Below are 15,617 nucleotides of genomic sequence, written 5' to 3' on the forward strand. Positions count from 1 at the left end.
ATGTTATTTATCGATGTTGATACAGGAATTGATGATGCCCTAGCGTTAGCCTTCATGGTGGGGGCAGCAAAAACCGGTACGTTTTCAGACAGGTTCGCCGTGATCGCCAGCTACGGAAATGTCACCCAGGCACGAGCTGAGGTCAATACTCGCGCGGTTCTGTCCTTACTGGGGCGCGCCGACGTCGACGTGTGGCAAGGTCCGAAGCACCCGTCGTGGGCTTGTGGCTTCATTCCCGACGCCGGATGCGCACTTTTTCATGGTGACAACGGCTTGGGAGGCATAGATCCGTATGATTTTGGCTCAGAGATTTCCTCTGCAGATATCGGTGCCGATACTCATTTTCTGGAATCTGTTGAGCGCTATGTGACCCAGGGATACGGCGTATCGATCGGCGGATACCGTTCAGGAGACCGCCATGCGAATCCAGCGCCCGTACTGGGCGAGCTCATGCAAGTTAGAACACCCTCCACATGCCAGTCTCCCCAGGACACTGAAATATCTCAGGGCGCTCAGAAGATTATCAACGCACTGGAACACTCTTCTGTGACAGTGGTAACCGTTGGCCCACTGACTACAGTGGATCAAGTGCTTCGCGCACGCCCCGAACTTGCCGAACGCTTGAGGGTAGTGAGCATGGGTGGAGCTGTGACTCAACCTGGAAATTGCTGGGGAGCGGTGGCTGAGACGAATATGATTCAAGATCCTGAAGCCGCTGATCGCGTCTTTCACTCAGGTGCTGATGTCACACTTGTTCCCCTCGATGTCACGCATCAGGTGCTTTGTGGATCGCGCGCGATTGAATCATGGCGTGTTAGCGAGGCAGGAAATTTCTTTGCCCAGATCGCAAATTTCTCGATTGTAGCGAATGCTCGGGCGAACCGAATTTTTGCTCAAGGAATGCCACTTCACGATCCTCTTGCGCTCGCGGTCGCACTTGATTCGAACCTTGTGTCAACCCTTGAACTTCCGATGCGTGTTGAGAAAGAGACGAGTGATACCCACGGGGTGCGTGGCCGCACTACAGGGGATCCGTATGGACTCAACGATTCTTCGGCCGCACGTATTCGAGTGGCGATTGGGGTGAACCGCGAGGCATTCCTCACCCGGTTTGTCGCCACTGTCCAAGAAGCTGTGTCTTAGTGGCCGTCTTCGCCCAGATCTTCATCCTCAATCGGCCCGAGAAGGACGCGTTCGGCAAGAGTCACTGTCACTAGCAGCAAACCGGTAAGGAAAATAATCATCAGCGTCGCAGAGAAGATCAACGGTACCCGGAATGAGTTATAGGCTGCTTGGAGCCAAATACCGAGGCCTGAACGCGCCCCAAGATACTCGGCGGTGGATGCTGTGGCGAAAATGTAGGCGGCGCTGACACGTACACCTGAGAAAATTTGCCGCGCAGCAACTCGAAGTTTGACGTGCCACAGAGTCCACGCTGGGCTAGCGCCACAGGTTAGCGCGACATCGGAATAAAACTGCGGGACGGAATTGAGCCCCCGTGATGTGGCCACAGCAATAGGGAAGAGACCGAAGATTGTGACAATCACGATCTTTCCTGATATTTCGAAGCCGAACCAGATCAAGAACAGTGGCGTGATAGCGATCAGTGGCAATGTCTGAGCCGCATATAAGAGTGGGAAGAGCGCCTTGTGAGCGATCCGTGAAGTGTACAGGCCGATGCCAAGCGCAATCCCGGCACACACTGCGAAAACAAATCCAACGTACCCCTCGATCGCGGTCACCCACGTGGCCGGCCCAAGAGTCGGCCACGTATCAATCGTGGCAAGAAGGATCTGTGATGGGGCAGGAATGACATTTGGTGGTATGTCACGCAAGTGTACCCATGCTTCCCATCCGGTCAATAATACGAAGACTGCGACGAATGTCGGTGTCCAATGCGCAGCCCATGCGTGTACTTTTTGACGCCAGCTCACGCGTGTATCTGAGGGGAGCAAAGCGGGGCTGGGGGTGGTGTTCGCCGGCCCCAACCCCGTTGACAGATGTTCTTTCACGGTCAAAACAATCGGTCGGCTCAGCCGAAGTAGCTCATGCCCAAAGCCTGGTGTACTTCATTGAGCGTCGCTGCTGCCTGCTCGCGAGCCTTCTCGATCCCTCGTTGAAGAACGGATTCAAGGAATGCAGGATCGGCTTCCAGTTCCGTTCGACGTGCACGAACAGGAGCAAGGTAGGCATTGAGTGCTTCAGTGACGTATTTCTTCAACATTCCGCCGCCACCATTGCCAATTTCATCGGCGATCTCGCGTGGATCGCGGCCACTCGCCAAACCTGCAATGAGGAGAAGATTGGCCACTTCAGGGCGGTTTTGCGGATCCCACGTGATCATACGCTCGGAGTCAGTCACTGCCTTCTTCACGAGCTTGGCAGTTTCGTCCTCAGTCATGCGCAGTTCGATCGTGTTATGACGTGACTTGCTCATCTTCTGACCATCAAGGCCAAGAACAGACTCGGCTTCAGACAAAAGACCTTGTGGACGAGGAAAGACGCGCTTTGCACCCTTCTTTCCGTAACGACGGTCGAAGCGGTCAGCGATCACACGTGCTTGCTCGAGGTGAGGAAGCTGATCTTTCCCGACAGGAACCAGGTTTGCCTTGCAGAAAAGAATATCTGCGGCTTGATGGACAGGGTAGGTCAAGAGCAATCCGGACATTGGCCGCCCCTCGGTGGCTTCCAGCTCTGCCTTCACGGTCGGGTTACGTCGCAATTCGGCGTCGGTGACGATTGAGAGGAACGCGAGCATCAACTCGTTCAACTCGGGAACCTGTGAATGAGCGAAAATCGTTGTCTTTTCTGGATCCATGCCAACAGCGAGGTAATCCGTGAGCAGGGAATACACGCGCTCGCGCATCGGTCCCACAGAGTCGCGGTCTGTGATCACCTGGTAATCGGCAATCAGCAACCATGTATCAACGCCACGCTGTTGAAGGGAAACCCAGTTCTTTAGCGCGCCGAAGTAGTGGCCAATATGAAGATGCCCGGTCGGACGTGCGCCGGTCAGGACACGGAACTGGCTCGGATCGTCGTCGATCGCTGCCTGGATCTTGTCTGATACTGAGCGGGCGTGCTCAAGCGAGGCGTCCGATGTGGCGTTCTCGAGTGCGTCAGAAGCGTGAGATTCGCTCATGATTTCCTTCCGTTCGGGGCTACGCTGGGTTGGCCAGGTAGAGCTGGATTGAGGTTGGTGCAACGACTGTTTCGTCGCCTGGCTTCAAGGCTACTCCGCGTTCGCGTGGGCGTGCCCAGGTAGAGTCCCACACCAGGGTGTAGTCTGTGCCGCGTCCTTGGGGGAGAACCACTGCTTTCGACTGCGGATTTCCGTTGAGGACGAGGAGCGCGTCGGCATCTTCGCCGCCGCCACTTCGTAGCATGAGAAGTGTGCGAACCTCACAGTTGTACCACTTGTGGTCAGTGAGTTCATCACCGTAACGGTCGTACCACGCCACGTCAGGCAAGGAATCTCCTGGATTCGCTGAGCCTGTGAAGAATTTGAGCGGGCGCAACACACTGTGATCGCGACGCAGGGACAACAGGTAGGAGACCGTGTCCACCATATTGGTTTTGTCGTCGTCGCTGGACCAATCGATCCACGAGATTTCGTTGTCTTGGCAGTACGCGTTGTTATTTCCCCCCTGCGAATCGAGACGCTCATCGCCGGCGCGGAGCATGGGGGTTCCTGCGGAGAACGCGAGCATTGCCATGAGGTTGCGTACCGTTTTTCGACGTGAGGCTTCGATTTCTTCCGACGCCGGTCCTTCAGCTCCGTGGTTCCACGAATGGTTATTGTCCGACCCGTCGCGGCCATCCTCGCCGTTTGCTTCATTGTGTTTCCAGTTGTATGAGACGAGGTCATACATGGAAAAACCGTCGTGAGCGGTGATGAAGTTAATCGAGGCGTATAAACCGCGCCCGCCGGGGATACGGCCATGAGAGAAGAGATCTGCAGAGCCAGAAATTCGTGTAGCGAAGTCGCGGGCATCTGAGCCGTAACCGCCAGAAGCGATTTGTGCTGGTTCGGTCACCCAGTAACGGCGCATAGTATCGCGGAAGCGGTCATTCCAGTCGGCCGTGGGCGGAGGGAATTGGCCGGTACGCCATCCGTCATACCCTAAATCCCAAGGTTCATTAATGAGCTTAACCTGGGAAAGGATTGGGTCGGTTGCCATGGCGACATAGAGGGGATGGTTATAAGCAAATGCATCGCCCTGACGTGCACCAGTCACCGCAAGGTCAAATCGGAAACCGTCCACGCCCACTTTTTCTACCCAATATCGCAGGGAATCGAGGGTCATCCCCACCACATGTGTTCGGCGGAAATCGAGAGAATTACCTGTTCCTGTGGTGTCTTTCAAAACACCGGGACGAGCTGAATCGTGGCGGTAATAGGTGGAGTTATCGAGGCCCCTCCATGAGACGGTTGGTCCGTCTGCACCTGCTTCACATGTATGGTTGTAGACGACGTCGAGGATGACTTCGATACCTGCTTGGTGAAGCAAGGACACCATGCCTCGAACCTCAGCAAGGACACCCTCAGGCCCAAGAGCCTGGTTTGCTGCTGTAGCGTATGAGGGTTCGGGGGTGAAGTAGGACAGGGTTGAGTAGCCCCAGTAATTCGTCAAACCCCGCTCTTTCAGGAACGGTTCGCTCATTTTTGCGTGGATCGGCAGTAGCTCGATTGCAGTGATTCCAAGCGACTTCAGATAACTGATAGTGACCGGGTGAGCGACTCCCGCGTATGTACCTCGGAGTTCGGCAGGGATACCGTCGAGCTGTTTCGTCAGGCCGACGACATGAGCTTCATAGATCACGGTCTGATCCCACGGAGTGTTGATACGATGATGGATCGATTCAGGCTCTGCCATGACCATGCCGACGGCGGCAACCAGTGCTGAATCACGTTGGTCGGCAGGCATTCCGTCGAGTGGGGATAAGTGCTCGTCCACTTCGTGGGAATAGAGGGCAGGATCTAGGGTGGGCATTTGGACAATTCCGCGAGCGTAGGGATCCAAGAGGAGCTTTGCTGGGTTGTGTCTGAGCCCGAGATTGGGCTTCCACTTACCCCATACGCGGTACCCGTAGGGCTGTCCTGCCTGGATTCCGGGGATATAGCCGCTCCACACGCCGTACGTGCCACGATGGAGCCGATAACGACGTTCTGAAAGATAGGGAGATGTCAGATCGAGGAAGCAGACTTCGACTCGTGTTGCCTGCCCGGCAAGGACAGCGACATCTACTCCGTTGTCAACAAGGTGGGCACCTAAATGGATCGGGCGCCCACTAATGCGAAGGGAGTATTCAGAATCTCGGGCGACAAAACGCCATGCGGAAATAGTCACGCTCTATTTTCTCAAAAGTCGAGCATCCTGCAATTTGTTACACACAAATTGCAGGAGCTGAGTGTTTACGTACGGGATCAGGCCTGGGAGAGTTTGTTCTCAACTTCGCTGGCAGTGGGGTTGGTCATGGTGGTGCCATCCCAGAACTGCACTGTGGGGACGACGTGGTTGCCATCATTCACTGAAGCAACAGTTTGCGCGGCTTGCGGGTCACTTTCGATGTCAATCTCAGTGAATTCGATGCCCTTCAGGCCTAGTTGCTTCTTGAGATTCTTGCAGTATCCACACCATGTGGTGGTGTACATCGTTACTTTATTGTCCATAGAGTTAAGAATACCTGATCGATCCAATTGTCGAACATCTGTTCGCTTTTCGTGATCTGGGATGGTAAGAATATGGAGTCCCGACACGTTGAGTTAACGCGATGGTGGCAAGAGGCGTCACGTTAGTCAATTTCTCCCTCGTCGGCCTGGACGTTATCCACCTCTGTCCACTCGCGGTTGAAATGTCCACAGGAGGGATAACTCACGCCGAAAATTTCCGGCAATCGTGCGAGACTTTCCGTGTCGAAAGGAAGAACGTGTCTGCTGAAGAACTACTCAACGCGCTTGATGATGACCAGCGCGAGGTGGCGCAGCATCTACACGGGCCACTGGCTGTGCTCGCTGGTGCTGGAACAGGAAAAACGCGTGCTATTACCTACAGGATTGCGTATGGAGTGAAAACTGGCGCGTACCAGCCAACCAATGTTCTCGCTGTCACTTTTACAAACAAAGCAGCAGGAGAAATGCGATCACGTCTTCTCGATCTGGACGCGGGCAATGTTCAGACGCGTACGTTCCATTCGGCTGCGTTAAGCCAGTTGCGTTATTTTTGGCCGCAGGTGATCGGAGGGCAAGTGCCAGAAATTCGTGAGCATAAAGCGCCTCTTGTTGCTACTGCCGCTCAACAGCTTGGTATGCCGACAGATCGCGTGTCGATCCGTGATTTTTCAGCTGAGATTGAATGGTCGAAAGTTTCTCTTGTGACCCCTGAAGATTTTGCTCTGCGCGCCGCACAAGCAAAACGTGAAATGCCAGGAGACGCTACCTACCACGATCTTGCTTCGCTGATTACCGCTTACGAAGAAGCCAAAACTGAACGTGGCGTGATTGATTTTGAAGACACAATCTTGATACTTATCGGGCTTATGAGTGATCGCCCGGATGTGGCGGCGCAGATCAGGCGGCAATATAAGCACTTTGTGGTAGACGAATATCAGGACGTTTCCCCGATGCAACATCGGTTGCTCCAACTGTGGCTTGGTGATCGCCGTGATATTTGTGTGGTTGGTGATGTCTCTCAGACTATTTATTCCTTCACCGGGGCGCGCGCAGACTATCTGGCTCATTTTGGTAAAGAATTTCCACGAGCTCGCACAATTACACTCAATCGTGACTACCGATCGACACGTCAAATTGTGGATCTTGCCAATGAAGTGATTGCTGAAAACAAGACAGATGGTGCCGTATTTTTGCGTGCGATGGGTGGCACCGGCCGACCTGTGGAATATCGTGAATATGCCGATGATGAAACTGAGGCGAATGAAATTGCGGGCAAGATTATCTCCTTACACCAGCAGGGAATCGATTACTCCGATATCGCCATCTTGTATCGAACCAATTCTCAGTCTGAGCAGTTTGAATCGGCATTAAGTGCTGCTGGAGTGCCGGCTACTGTTCGCGGCGCAACTCGATTTTTTCAACGTCGAGAAGTACTCGAAGCAATGGTGACACTGCGTGCGGTGGCGCGCGGAGAAATCGGCAGTGGGAAGAGTGGCCTCGAACTTCCGCAATTAGTTGAGGGCGCCTTGAACTCGATGGGATGGCGAAAAGAACCCCCGGCTGCTCATGGGGCGGCTCGCGAACGATGGGATTCTCTTGAGACGCTTCGTCTGCTGGGTGAGGATTTATGGGCGAAGCGTCGAGCGTCAATGAGCCAATTTGTTCAAGAGCTTGAAGAACGTCAATCAGCATCACATGAGCCGACACAGGAGGCGGTGACACTGTCATCACTTCACGCGGCAAAGGGTCTGGAATGGAAAGTTGTTTTTCTCACTGGCATGAGCGAAGGCTTAATGCCAATTTCCCATGCGCAAGGAGATCAGGGCGTGGCAGAGGAACGCAGGCTGTTCTACGTCGGAATTACGCGAGCCAAGGAAGAGCTGATGATTTCGTATGCGCTGGGCAACGGAAAGCGAGCCAATCGGAAAGTCTCACGATTCCTTGTGCCATTTTGGCCGAAACCACAATCACGCTCAGCTCAATCACGCCAACGACTTGCCCAAGCTAAAGCCGATTTCGAACATGCTGATCCACAAGATCGGGCATTATTTGAGGAGCTACGTGAATGGCGGGCGAATGTTGCCGCGGAAATCAGTAAGCCTCCGTACGTGATTTTTCATGACACCACGTTGCGCGATATTGCCTTAGCGAAGCCTCGAACACTCAGTGAGTTGGGCGCGGTCAAAGGAATTGGCGGAACAAAGCTAATGAAATATGGAGATGAAGTTCTGGCAACCGTCGCGGCCTTTATTAAGCGATGACTGCGCAACATCCACAGTCGGGGTGAACGGGTAAAGGTCTGAGCTCAGGATGAGCGTTTGTCGGTTCAATGATCCACGCTGAATGCTGTAACAAGATCTCTTCCCGATCGAGAAAAGCCAAAATATCGCGTGCGGCAAAAGAAGCACCCAAACTACAGGCAGCTGAATGTGGTGGCACTGCACGGCCTTGAATGGCTTGAGGTCCGAGGTGCTTCCATTCGGGTGCTGCATCAAGGCGATGAAGATACAGACATTGCGCGCATGTTCCTTGATCCGGGAGAGAAAACGGGCCAACAACGATATCGTATTCTTCGATACACGCATGGAATACCGGGATACCGTTGCTGAGAATAGCACGTGAAGCGAAAGGGTCGAGTGCGTGATATCCGCTCAAGACCACGACGTCGGGCTGAAAAGTTGTCAGAAAATCGCATACTGTGTCGGTTTTCCCATACGACGGACGTATCTGTGGAATGCGAATCTTTGGGTTCAGCGCGCGAAGTTCGGTGGTGAGTATCTGGTGGCGCGGGAGCCCAAAACCTTTGCGTTGTAATAGCGGATGGTCAGCGCTTCCCACATGTGAGGTATCTGCACAACCGATGCAGCCCACACCTGCCTTGGCAAGGGCGAGCGCGATTTCCACTCCGAGGTGGTCGGCACGATAGATCCCGACGCTTTGATCACCCCTGGAGTGAATACGTCCGCGGGTGCGCCATAGAGCTTGTTGATCATATTCGCGCAATTCATGCGCACATAGAAGCTTTTCATCGCGCAACATTGTCAAGATTTCTTCGGCTCGAGATTTGCTGATTCCCGCGTTTGCACCCTGTTCGACAAACTCTGTGACAGTGGTAGGCCGTTCAAGAAGTTCGACAAGCTGCGCCTCGTCGCGGTTCAAACCGTTAAGCACGACACCAGTGCGCGAATCGAGACCCACCACCGCATGGTCAGTGCTCGCCCAGTAAACATTCATCCCTATTGGTAACTGCATGTCATTAAAAGTAATGACATAGCAGAGAAGTGGCGGGCAGGTTTCCACCAATGTGGATAACCTGCCCGCCAGGACAGATCTATCTGTTACGCGAGTTCCCCTGACCGCAGTTACTGATCCGAGTGAGGAGTTCCTTCACCCTCATCGTCGTGAGGAGTATCGGCGTCCTGCTTGGTCACCGTGCTGTCTTCGGCGTCGCCAAATTTTGGTTCATGTGGCGCCGTTGAGCTTGCAGAACCAGAAAGCACATCTTCAAGGAAAGAATCAAGTTCAGCACCAAGCTCATCGATCCGAGAGGAACCACCGTTGAAGAACTCCGTGGGATCGTCAAGGTCGTGCTCCTGTGGAAGGAGATCAGGATGTGCCCAGAGTTTGTCGCGCCCCTCAATGCCGCGCTTCGCTTCAGCCTTTTGCCAGAACGCGCAAGCCTCGCGAAGACGCTTTGGAGCCAACTCCATACCGAGCTGTGTACTCCAGACATGCTTAGCTGGATTGTCGGTTGCATAGCGGCGATTAAACATCTCCGAGAGCGCCACGAAATTCGGTAGATGGGGTGCAACCGCGCGAGCCGAAACCTCACTCACCCATCCTTCAACAAGGGATAATAGGTGTTCGAGTCGTGCAAGGGCATCTTTTTGAGCCGGTGTGAACTCCATGCTGAACACATCGGTCAGATCGAGATTTTCCATCTGCTGCGGATCATTCAAACTCAGCCCCTGAACTTGCTCCTCGATCGAACCCATGTCGATCACGATCCCGGAGGCAAACTGAGCTACAGAATCAATCACCCGCGAGCGCAACCATGATACGCGTGCGAAGAGACGAGCGGCGGCGGCCTCACGGACTGCGACATACAGTTCGACATCCTTGGTGGATGATCCCTCGATGCTCTGAGCAAACTCTTCAACGTTAGTTGGAACCAACCCAGCGAAAGACCCTTCAACCAACGGCACGCCTGTATCGGTGGTTCCGAATGAACTCACTGCCAGCTGTGCGAGAGCCTTTCCGTACTGAACTCCGAGCAACGATGCCACCAGACCACTGACCATTTGCGTGGGATTGAAAGGGAGCGCTCCGAGGGGCATGTGTGCGGTCTGCCCTTCCATCGTTTCGGTAAATGCTCGAGCAATATTTGCGCCGACGGGGTCTAAAATTTTCTTCAGCGTCGGCAGTGCGTATGCGACCCAATCCAGGCGAGAGAATGCCATGGCCGGCCCAGTCGCAGGGTCAATGGTGGTTGCCGCATCCAGCCACAGCGACGCAGTAGATAACGCGTGCCGTGCCGCATCACCGTCGAGACCAGACAGACGATCGAAATGAGTTGATGTGACCGTTTCACGAGCCACGCGCTCAGCGATTTGCCAATTCACAGGTCCGTCACCATGTGAACCAAGCATCTGCTGGACTTGTTTGATCACCATGTCAAAATTTGCCGGTGTGACCATCTGTTCCATGTGAATTGAAGGGTCGATGCCCTGTTCGCGCAGGTGAGCGATGATGTTATCCGCCGCGGCATCACCGAGGACAGCGCGAAGCATCGCTTCCCAATCTCTGTTTTCGGCCATTATTCCTCCCAAGAGCTAAAATCTGTCGTCCATCTTACCTGCGTGGCGAAGTCAGGCCGATAATGGTGGTCGTTTTTCTGCCGACGGCGTTCGTTTGTGGCGTTTTCCCTGTACGAATTGTGGCCGTGATGGGGCATGATGGAGGAATGAATTCGAAGTTTCTTTCCGCGCTGACGTTTGCCGTGCTACTTTTGGCGACGCTGATGATGCCCAGTGCCTACCTAGTTCAGAGCACTGGACCGGCGTTGGATACTGCCGGAAAATTTGAAGGAAAGCCTTTGGTGAAGGTCACGGATGTGAAAACCTATCCCTCTTCGACCAAGCTTTTCATGACCACTGTCTCGGCTTTCGGCACTCCAGAAAATGGGGCACCAGTCGGTGCGGTTCTACCCACGATTTTCAACCGTGATGAGCAAGCTCTTCCCGTTCGTGCGCTCTACCCGGAAAAAGTTACTGATGCTCAGGTGGAGAAGTTTAACGTTGAAGCGATGACGTCGTCGCAAGATACGGCTGCTGCGCTCGCGATGGAACTTGCCGGAAAGAAAGTGACGATGGATCTTCAAGTCACAAAGGTTGATGACAAGGTTCCATCTGGTCAAGCGCTGAAGGTTGGAGACGTGATCAAGCGGATTGCGACACCGAAAACTGACGGCAAACTCGTCGATGTCCCCACATTCCTCTCCCTGTCTCGTTTCCTGTTCGTCACTCCAGCTGGGGCGAAAATTACAGTTCAGGTCGAACGCGATGGAAAACTCACTACGGCTACCTTTGCCACAGTTCAAGCGCCGAAGGATAGTCCGTATCCGCCAGGATCATCTCTGATCGGGGTAGGTCTGGCAGTGAAAAATATTCAATATCCGGGCAAGGTGACGTATGCGGTTGACGGGATCGGTGGTCCTAGTGCAGGAAACATGTTCGCGCTGGAGATTTATGATCAGCTCACTGAAGGTTCTCTCGGAGGAGATCACAAGATTGCTGGCACCGGGACAGCGAACTGGAATGGTCTGATTGGCCCGATCGGCGGCATCGAACACAAACTCGTCGGTGCGGCGACACAAGGTGTAACAGATTTTCTTGCGCCGGTGGAAAACTGCGAAGAGACCCTCGGCTACGAGCCTCAGGGGATGAATATCTGGGCAGTGGAGAGTACTCCCGGTGCGATTGAGACAGTTAAAGCAATTGCTTCGGGCGATACCTCCAAGCTCACTTCGTGTCAGGCATACCTCCACGGCAAGTCTGTGTGAGAGCGTGTAAGAAAAAGATGCGGCTTCGAGCCGCATCTTTTTCTTTTGTCGAGGGGTTTCCCATGTATGGGCGCAAGGCACCGAATGTCTATCATTCAAATGTTGAGGCGAGCCCTTCAATCAGTCCCGGAACCGCGTCGGGGGAAGAGATACGCAACGTGTCGTCGTCAAAGTGACGCATTCGCACGATGCACCACTTCTCGCCGTCGCGCATGACGGCGGCGACGATGCGCACGTCTTGACGATCGGGATGATTTTTGAGGATGTTCATCGCTTCTGCTTCATTTTCCGGGAGCTGGACTTCCGCCTCGGGTGGGAGAACAACACGTTCGGTCGAGATCGCGGCCCCGTCAACGTTCGGCGGCCAGGTGATGCGACCGAAAAGCTCAGCAAGAGAGTCGACGTGAGGGAGATCCTCCTGCTCAACCGAAAATAACGTTTCTGGGTTAGTGATCGACGATGCCTCGACGTCGGCAGGAAGCTCGCCGGCAAGTGCGGGGTTCGCTTCTAGCGCTGTGCGAGCCTTAATCAGAGCGAACACTCTCACTGGTCCGTCCCAGCCAAAGCGGTTCACATGCGATTCAATGTCGGCTGCTGCGTCTCGAAGAGCGCATTGCGAAGGGGATAGTTGATCATTCACGTGTTCATCCTACCCTAACCACGCTATGGGCGGATTTTCACGATCTGTCTAGTACCAACAGGGGGAAATGGGTTAGCGTTAGAGGTGATATTTTGCGTCGCTCAACGAGAGAATGAGGGATAGTGTCCGCATCTGTTTCGACTGCGCAAGGCAGGGCTAAGGGAATGTCCACGTTCGTTGTGACGCTGGGTATCCTCGGCCTGCTGGTCATTGCGCTCACGATTTTTGCAAACTTCTGGACCGAGATGGCGTGGTTCCGCCAAATCGAAGCGATCCGCGTGTTTTGGACCCAATATGGTGCTGCGATTGGTTTCGGTACTGTCGGGGTGCTCGCTGTGGGTATCGTGGTTGCACTGAATGCTCGCATTGCATTGGGCAGGGGAGCGAAGAAAGGCGACGTTGTCGCGCAGCTTCAGCACTCACCAGTCGATATGCTTCGCCGACATTGGTGGCTGACCTACCTTGTAGGCCCAGCGATCCTCGGTGTGTTGTTCGGTGCATCCATGGGACGTAATTGGCAGACATTCCTCCTGTGGTTCAACGCGACAGATTTCGGCAAGACGGATCCTGAGTACGGGTGGGACGTCGGTTTCTACGTTTTCACATTGCCTGTTTTGAACCTCGCACTGACATTCTTCTTCTTGCTGTTACTCATTTCCTTCGTTGTCGTCGCTGTGCTGTATTGGATGGGCGGACATGTCCAGATGTCTGAGAGTTCATTCAAAGTGAGCAGCCGCGCTCAAATTCATGTGGCAGTGCTGGCGGCGCTTGGCGCTCTCGGACTCGCCGTTAACTACTGGCTCTCACGTTACGAGCTCCTGCTCGGAAACCACGATCGCTTCTCCGGCGCGTCATACACAGATATCAATGCCTCGGTTCCAGGATTGACCGTTCTATCGATTGTCGTTGCGCTCATTGCGCTGGCATTTGTGTGGGCGGCGGTCCGACGAATGTGGCGCCCCGCCATCGTCGGCATTGCTACGGCGATTGTTGTCTCACTCGTCGTCTCTTGGCTCTATCCGGCTCTGGTACAGTCCTTCCGAGTCACACCTAATGCTGCCGAACTTGAATCGGAGTACATCCAGCGCAACATCAACGCCACACGTGATGCATATGGCATCGCCGATATTGAAACGCGGTCCTATGATGCTGTGACGAAGGCAGAACCTGGACAGCTACGGGAGGATTCGCGTACTGCAGCCCAGATTCGTCTTCTCGATCCCGATATCGTTGAGCCATCGTTCAATCAGCTTCAACAGAATCGTCAGTACTATACGTTCCTTGAACCGCTGACAGTTGGACGTTATAACGTCAACAACGAAAAGCGCGACACCGTGCTTGGCGTCCGCGAGCTCAACCTCCAGGGCCTCGATGAAGAGCGTCGGTCATGGGTGAATGACCACACGGTGTATACCCACGGTTACGGTGTGGCTGCGGCTTTTGGTAACACTGTCAGCTCACAGGGTGACCCGAAGTTCTGGGAGAGCGGAATTCCTTCGCGCGGTGAACTTGGCGAATATGAACCGCGCATTTACTTCGGAAAGAATTCGCCAGACTACTCCATCGTCGGCGCCCCCAAGGGCACCAATGCGTGGGAACTTGACTATCCCGACGACAAAGAACCCAACGGACAGAAGAACAACACCTACGATGGCAAAGGTGGCCCTGCGATTGGCGATGCCTTTGCACGCCTAATGTTCGCGATCAAGTTTGGCTCCACTGACATTTTCTTCTCCGAGCGAGTCACGGATCAGTCGCAGATTCTCTTTGATCGTGATCCATCCAAGCGCGTGTCGAAGGTGGCTCCTTATCTCACGCTCGATTCCAAGGCAGTGCCGGCGGTTGTCGATATGGATGGCGATCCGAAGACTCCTAAGCGAGTGGTCTGGATTATCGATGCCTACACCACATCCAATAACTACCCGTACTCGGCACGTCAGTCGCTTGAGGCTGCAACCAATGATGCGCGTTCACGTGGACAACTCATTGGAGCAGCCACGAAGGAAGTGAACTATATCCGCAATTCTGTCAAGGCTGTTGTCGACGCATTTGATGGCTCAGTCACATTATATCAGTGGGATGAAAAGGATCCGGTGATCAATGCGTGGAAGGGGATTTTCCCTGGTCAGCTCAAGCCGTTGTCACAGATGAGTGGCGATTTGATGTCGCATGTTCGCTACCCGGAAGATTTATTCAAAGTCCAGCGTGAGTTACTTGCGCGTTACCACGTCACAGATGCCAAGTCGTTCTACTCCGGTGGCGACTTCTGGAAGGTTCCCAAGGAACCGACAGCGCGTGACCAGGCAGCTGCGCAGGCTCAGCCTCCGTACTACATGTCGCTACAGATGCCGGGGCAGAAGTCTCCAGAGTTCTCTCTGACATCGAGCTTCATCCCGGGCGGTACTACCCAGCGCAACATCATGAATGGCTTCTTTGCAGCTTCCGGCGACGCCGGTAACGAAGCTGGCAAGAAGGCAGACAGCTATGGAAAGCTGAGGTTGCTCGATCTTCCTCGTGGCCTGACGATTCCTGGCCCAGGTCAGGCTGAAAACACGATGGTGACGAACCCCCGTGTTTCGCAGGATATTAACCTCCTCGATCAGCGTGGCACCAAGGTGCAGATGGGTAATCTTTTATCGTTGCCAGTGGGTGGTGGAATGCTGTACGTCCAGCCCGTGTACGTACAGGCATCTAGTGGCACCCAGTATCCGACGCTCCAGTATGTGCTCACTCTCTTCGGTGACACTGTTGGATTTGCTCCTACCCTCGATGAATCACTCAACCAAGTCTTTGGTGGAAATTCAGGTGTGAAGGCTGGAGACGCTGCAATCGCCGGACAAAAGGAAGCCCCTGTGGGTGACGGATCGAAGGACACCAAGGCTCAACCAGATCAGAAGAGCAAGGATACCCCGGCTGCGAAGCCAGCCCCTTCAACCCCAGCCCCTTCAACCCCAGCCCCTTCAACCTCAGCTCCAACAAGTTCGGCAACGGAGCGCCTCAACACCGCATTGTCGGATGCAAAGAAGGCGATCACTGATTCAGAAGCTGCGCGTAAGGCTGGCGATTGGACCGCCTACGGTAAAGCACAAGAAGCTTTGACCAAGGCTGTGGAGGAGGCAGCGAAGGCTCAGTCCGAACTCGGTAAGTAAGTTGCTCATCAATGTGGGGTTCAGACGGACTTCCATCCGTCTTAACCCCACATTTTCTCAAGTATCGACGAGGGGTTGTCCGCGGTGTATGAC

General features: G+C 54.2%; 11 protein-coding genes. 4 read left to right on the forward strand and 7 right to left on the reverse strand.

Annotated features, from left to right (window positions below; genetic code table 11):
* Entirely contained in the window at nt 1-1,143 is a 1,143-nt protein-coding gene (locus tag ACTOVJ_RS06915) for a nucleoside hydrolase (RefSeq protein ID WP_449502461.1), read from the forward strand.
* Here the strand turns inward: ACTOVJ_RS06915 and ACTOVJ_RS06920 are convergent.
* The 4 genes from ACTOVJ_RS06920 to ACTOVJ_RS06935 all read right to left on the reverse strand — a co-directional run bounded on the left by ACTOVJ_RS06920 (nt 1,140) and on the right by ACTOVJ_RS06935 (nt 5,674).
* Complete coding sequence (locus tag ACTOVJ_RS06920) at nt 1,140-1,934, reverse strand: ABC transporter permease (protein WP_449502460.1); 795 nt, start codon at nt 1,932-1,934, stop codon at nt 1,140-1,142. The genes ACTOVJ_RS06915 and ACTOVJ_RS06920 overlap by 4 nt on opposite strands.
* A 98-nt stretch (nt 1,935-2,032) precedes the next feature.
* Nucleotides 2,033-3,142, reverse strand: a complete 1,110-nt coding sequence (gene trpS / locus ACTOVJ_RS06925; RefSeq protein WP_449503592.1) for a tryptophan--tRNA ligase — start codon at nt 3,140-3,142, stop codon at nt 2,033-2,035.
* 19 nt (nt 3,143-3,161) lie between these two features.
* Nucleotides 3,162-5,351 carry a glycogen debranching protein GlgX gene (gene glgX / locus ACTOVJ_RS06930; RefSeq protein ID WP_449502458.1) on the reverse strand — a complete coding sequence of 730 codons (2,190 nt, stop codon included), beginning with the start codon at nt 5,349-5,351 and terminating at the stop codon, nt 3,162-3,164.
* A gap of 77 nt (nt 5,352-5,428) precedes the next feature.
* Nucleotides 5,429-5,674 carry a mycoredoxin gene (locus ACTOVJ_RS06935; protein ID WP_449504344.1) on the reverse strand — a complete coding sequence of 82 codons (246 nt, stop codon included), beginning with the start codon at nt 5,672-5,674 and terminating at the stop codon, nt 5,429-5,431.
* A 257-nt stretch (nt 5,675-5,931) separates the two neighbouring features.
* On the opposite strand from ACTOVJ_RS06935, the gene ACTOVJ_RS06940 reads away from it, so the two are divergent.
* A complete protein-coding gene (locus tag ACTOVJ_RS06940) occupies nt 5,932-7,935 on the forward strand; it encodes an ATP-dependent DNA helicase UvrD2 (protein ID WP_449504343.1) in 2,004 nt (667 codons plus the stop codon).
* Here the strand turns inward: ACTOVJ_RS06940 and ACTOVJ_RS06945 are convergent.
* Together ACTOVJ_RS06945 and ACTOVJ_RS06950 are read right to left on the reverse strand one after the other, a co-directional pair.
* Nucleotides 7,925-8,926, reverse strand: a complete 1,002-nt coding sequence (locus tag ACTOVJ_RS06945) for a ThiF family adenylyltransferase (protein WP_449502455.1) — start codon at nt 8,924-8,926, stop codon at nt 7,925-7,927. The two genes, ACTOVJ_RS06940 and ACTOVJ_RS06945, sit on opposite strands and share 11 nt — an antisense overlap.
* A 110-nt stretch (nt 8,927-9,036) precedes the next feature.
* Nucleotides 9,037-10,491, reverse strand: coding sequence for a zinc-dependent metalloprotease (locus ACTOVJ_RS06950; protein WP_449504342.1), 1,455 nt, complete (start codon nt 10,489-10,491; stop codon nt 9,037-9,039).
* 146 nt (nt 10,492-10,637) lie between these two features.
* Here ACTOVJ_RS06950 and ACTOVJ_RS06955 point away from each other — a divergent pair, with 146 nt between their 5' ends.
* On the forward strand, nt 10,638-11,735 hold the full coding sequence (locus tag ACTOVJ_RS06955) for a YlbL family protein (protein WP_449502453.1): 1,098 nt from the start codon (nt 10,638-10,640) through the stop codon (nt 11,733-11,735).
* Nucleotides 11,736-11,826: 91 nt separating this feature from the next.
* Here the strand turns inward: ACTOVJ_RS06955 and ACTOVJ_RS06960 are convergent, their stop codons facing one another.
* A complete protein-coding gene (locus ACTOVJ_RS06960) occupies nt 11,827-12,375 on the reverse strand; it encodes a PPA1309 family protein (RefSeq protein ID WP_449502452.1) in 549 nt (182 codons plus the stop codon).
* Between the two features lie 122 nt (nt 12,376-12,497).
* On the opposite strand from ACTOVJ_RS06960, the gene ACTOVJ_RS06965 reads away from it, so the two are divergent.
* Entirely contained in the window at nt 12,498-15,524 is a 3,027-nt protein-coding gene (locus ACTOVJ_RS06965) for a UPF0182 family membrane protein (RefSeq protein ID WP_449504660.1), read from the forward strand.
* Nucleotides 15,525-15,617 lie beyond the last annotated feature (93 nt).

This window comes from Arcanobacterium sp. (ex Cirak et al. 2026) (genome assembly GCF_053585065.1).

What these genes read in the sequence shown, in the direction of transcription:
- ACTOVJ_RS06915 (WP_449502461.1), top strand. Translation starts at nt 1, where the DNA reads ATGTTATTTATCGATGTTGATACAGGAATTGATGATGCCCTAGCGTTA.
- trpS (WP_449503592.1), bottom strand. Translation starts at nt 3,142, where the DNA reads ATGAGCGAATCTCACGCTTCTGACGCACTCGAGAACGCCACATCGGAC.
- ACTOVJ_RS06935 (WP_449504344.1), bottom strand. Translation starts at nt 5,674, where the DNA reads ATGGACAATAAAGTAACGATGTACACCACCACATGGTGTGGATACTGC.
- ACTOVJ_RS06945 (WP_449502455.1), bottom strand. Translation starts at nt 8,926, where the DNA reads ATGCAGTTACCAATAGGGATGAATGTTTACTGGGCGAGCACTGACCAT.
- ACTOVJ_RS06950 (WP_449504342.1), bottom strand. Translation starts at nt 10,491, where the DNA reads ATGGCCGAAAACAGAGATTGGGAAGCGATGCTTCGCGCTGTCCTCGGT.
- ACTOVJ_RS06955 (WP_449502453.1), top strand. Translation starts at nt 10,638, where the DNA reads ATGAATTCGAAGTTTCTTTCCGCGCTGACGTTTGCCGTGCTACTTTTG.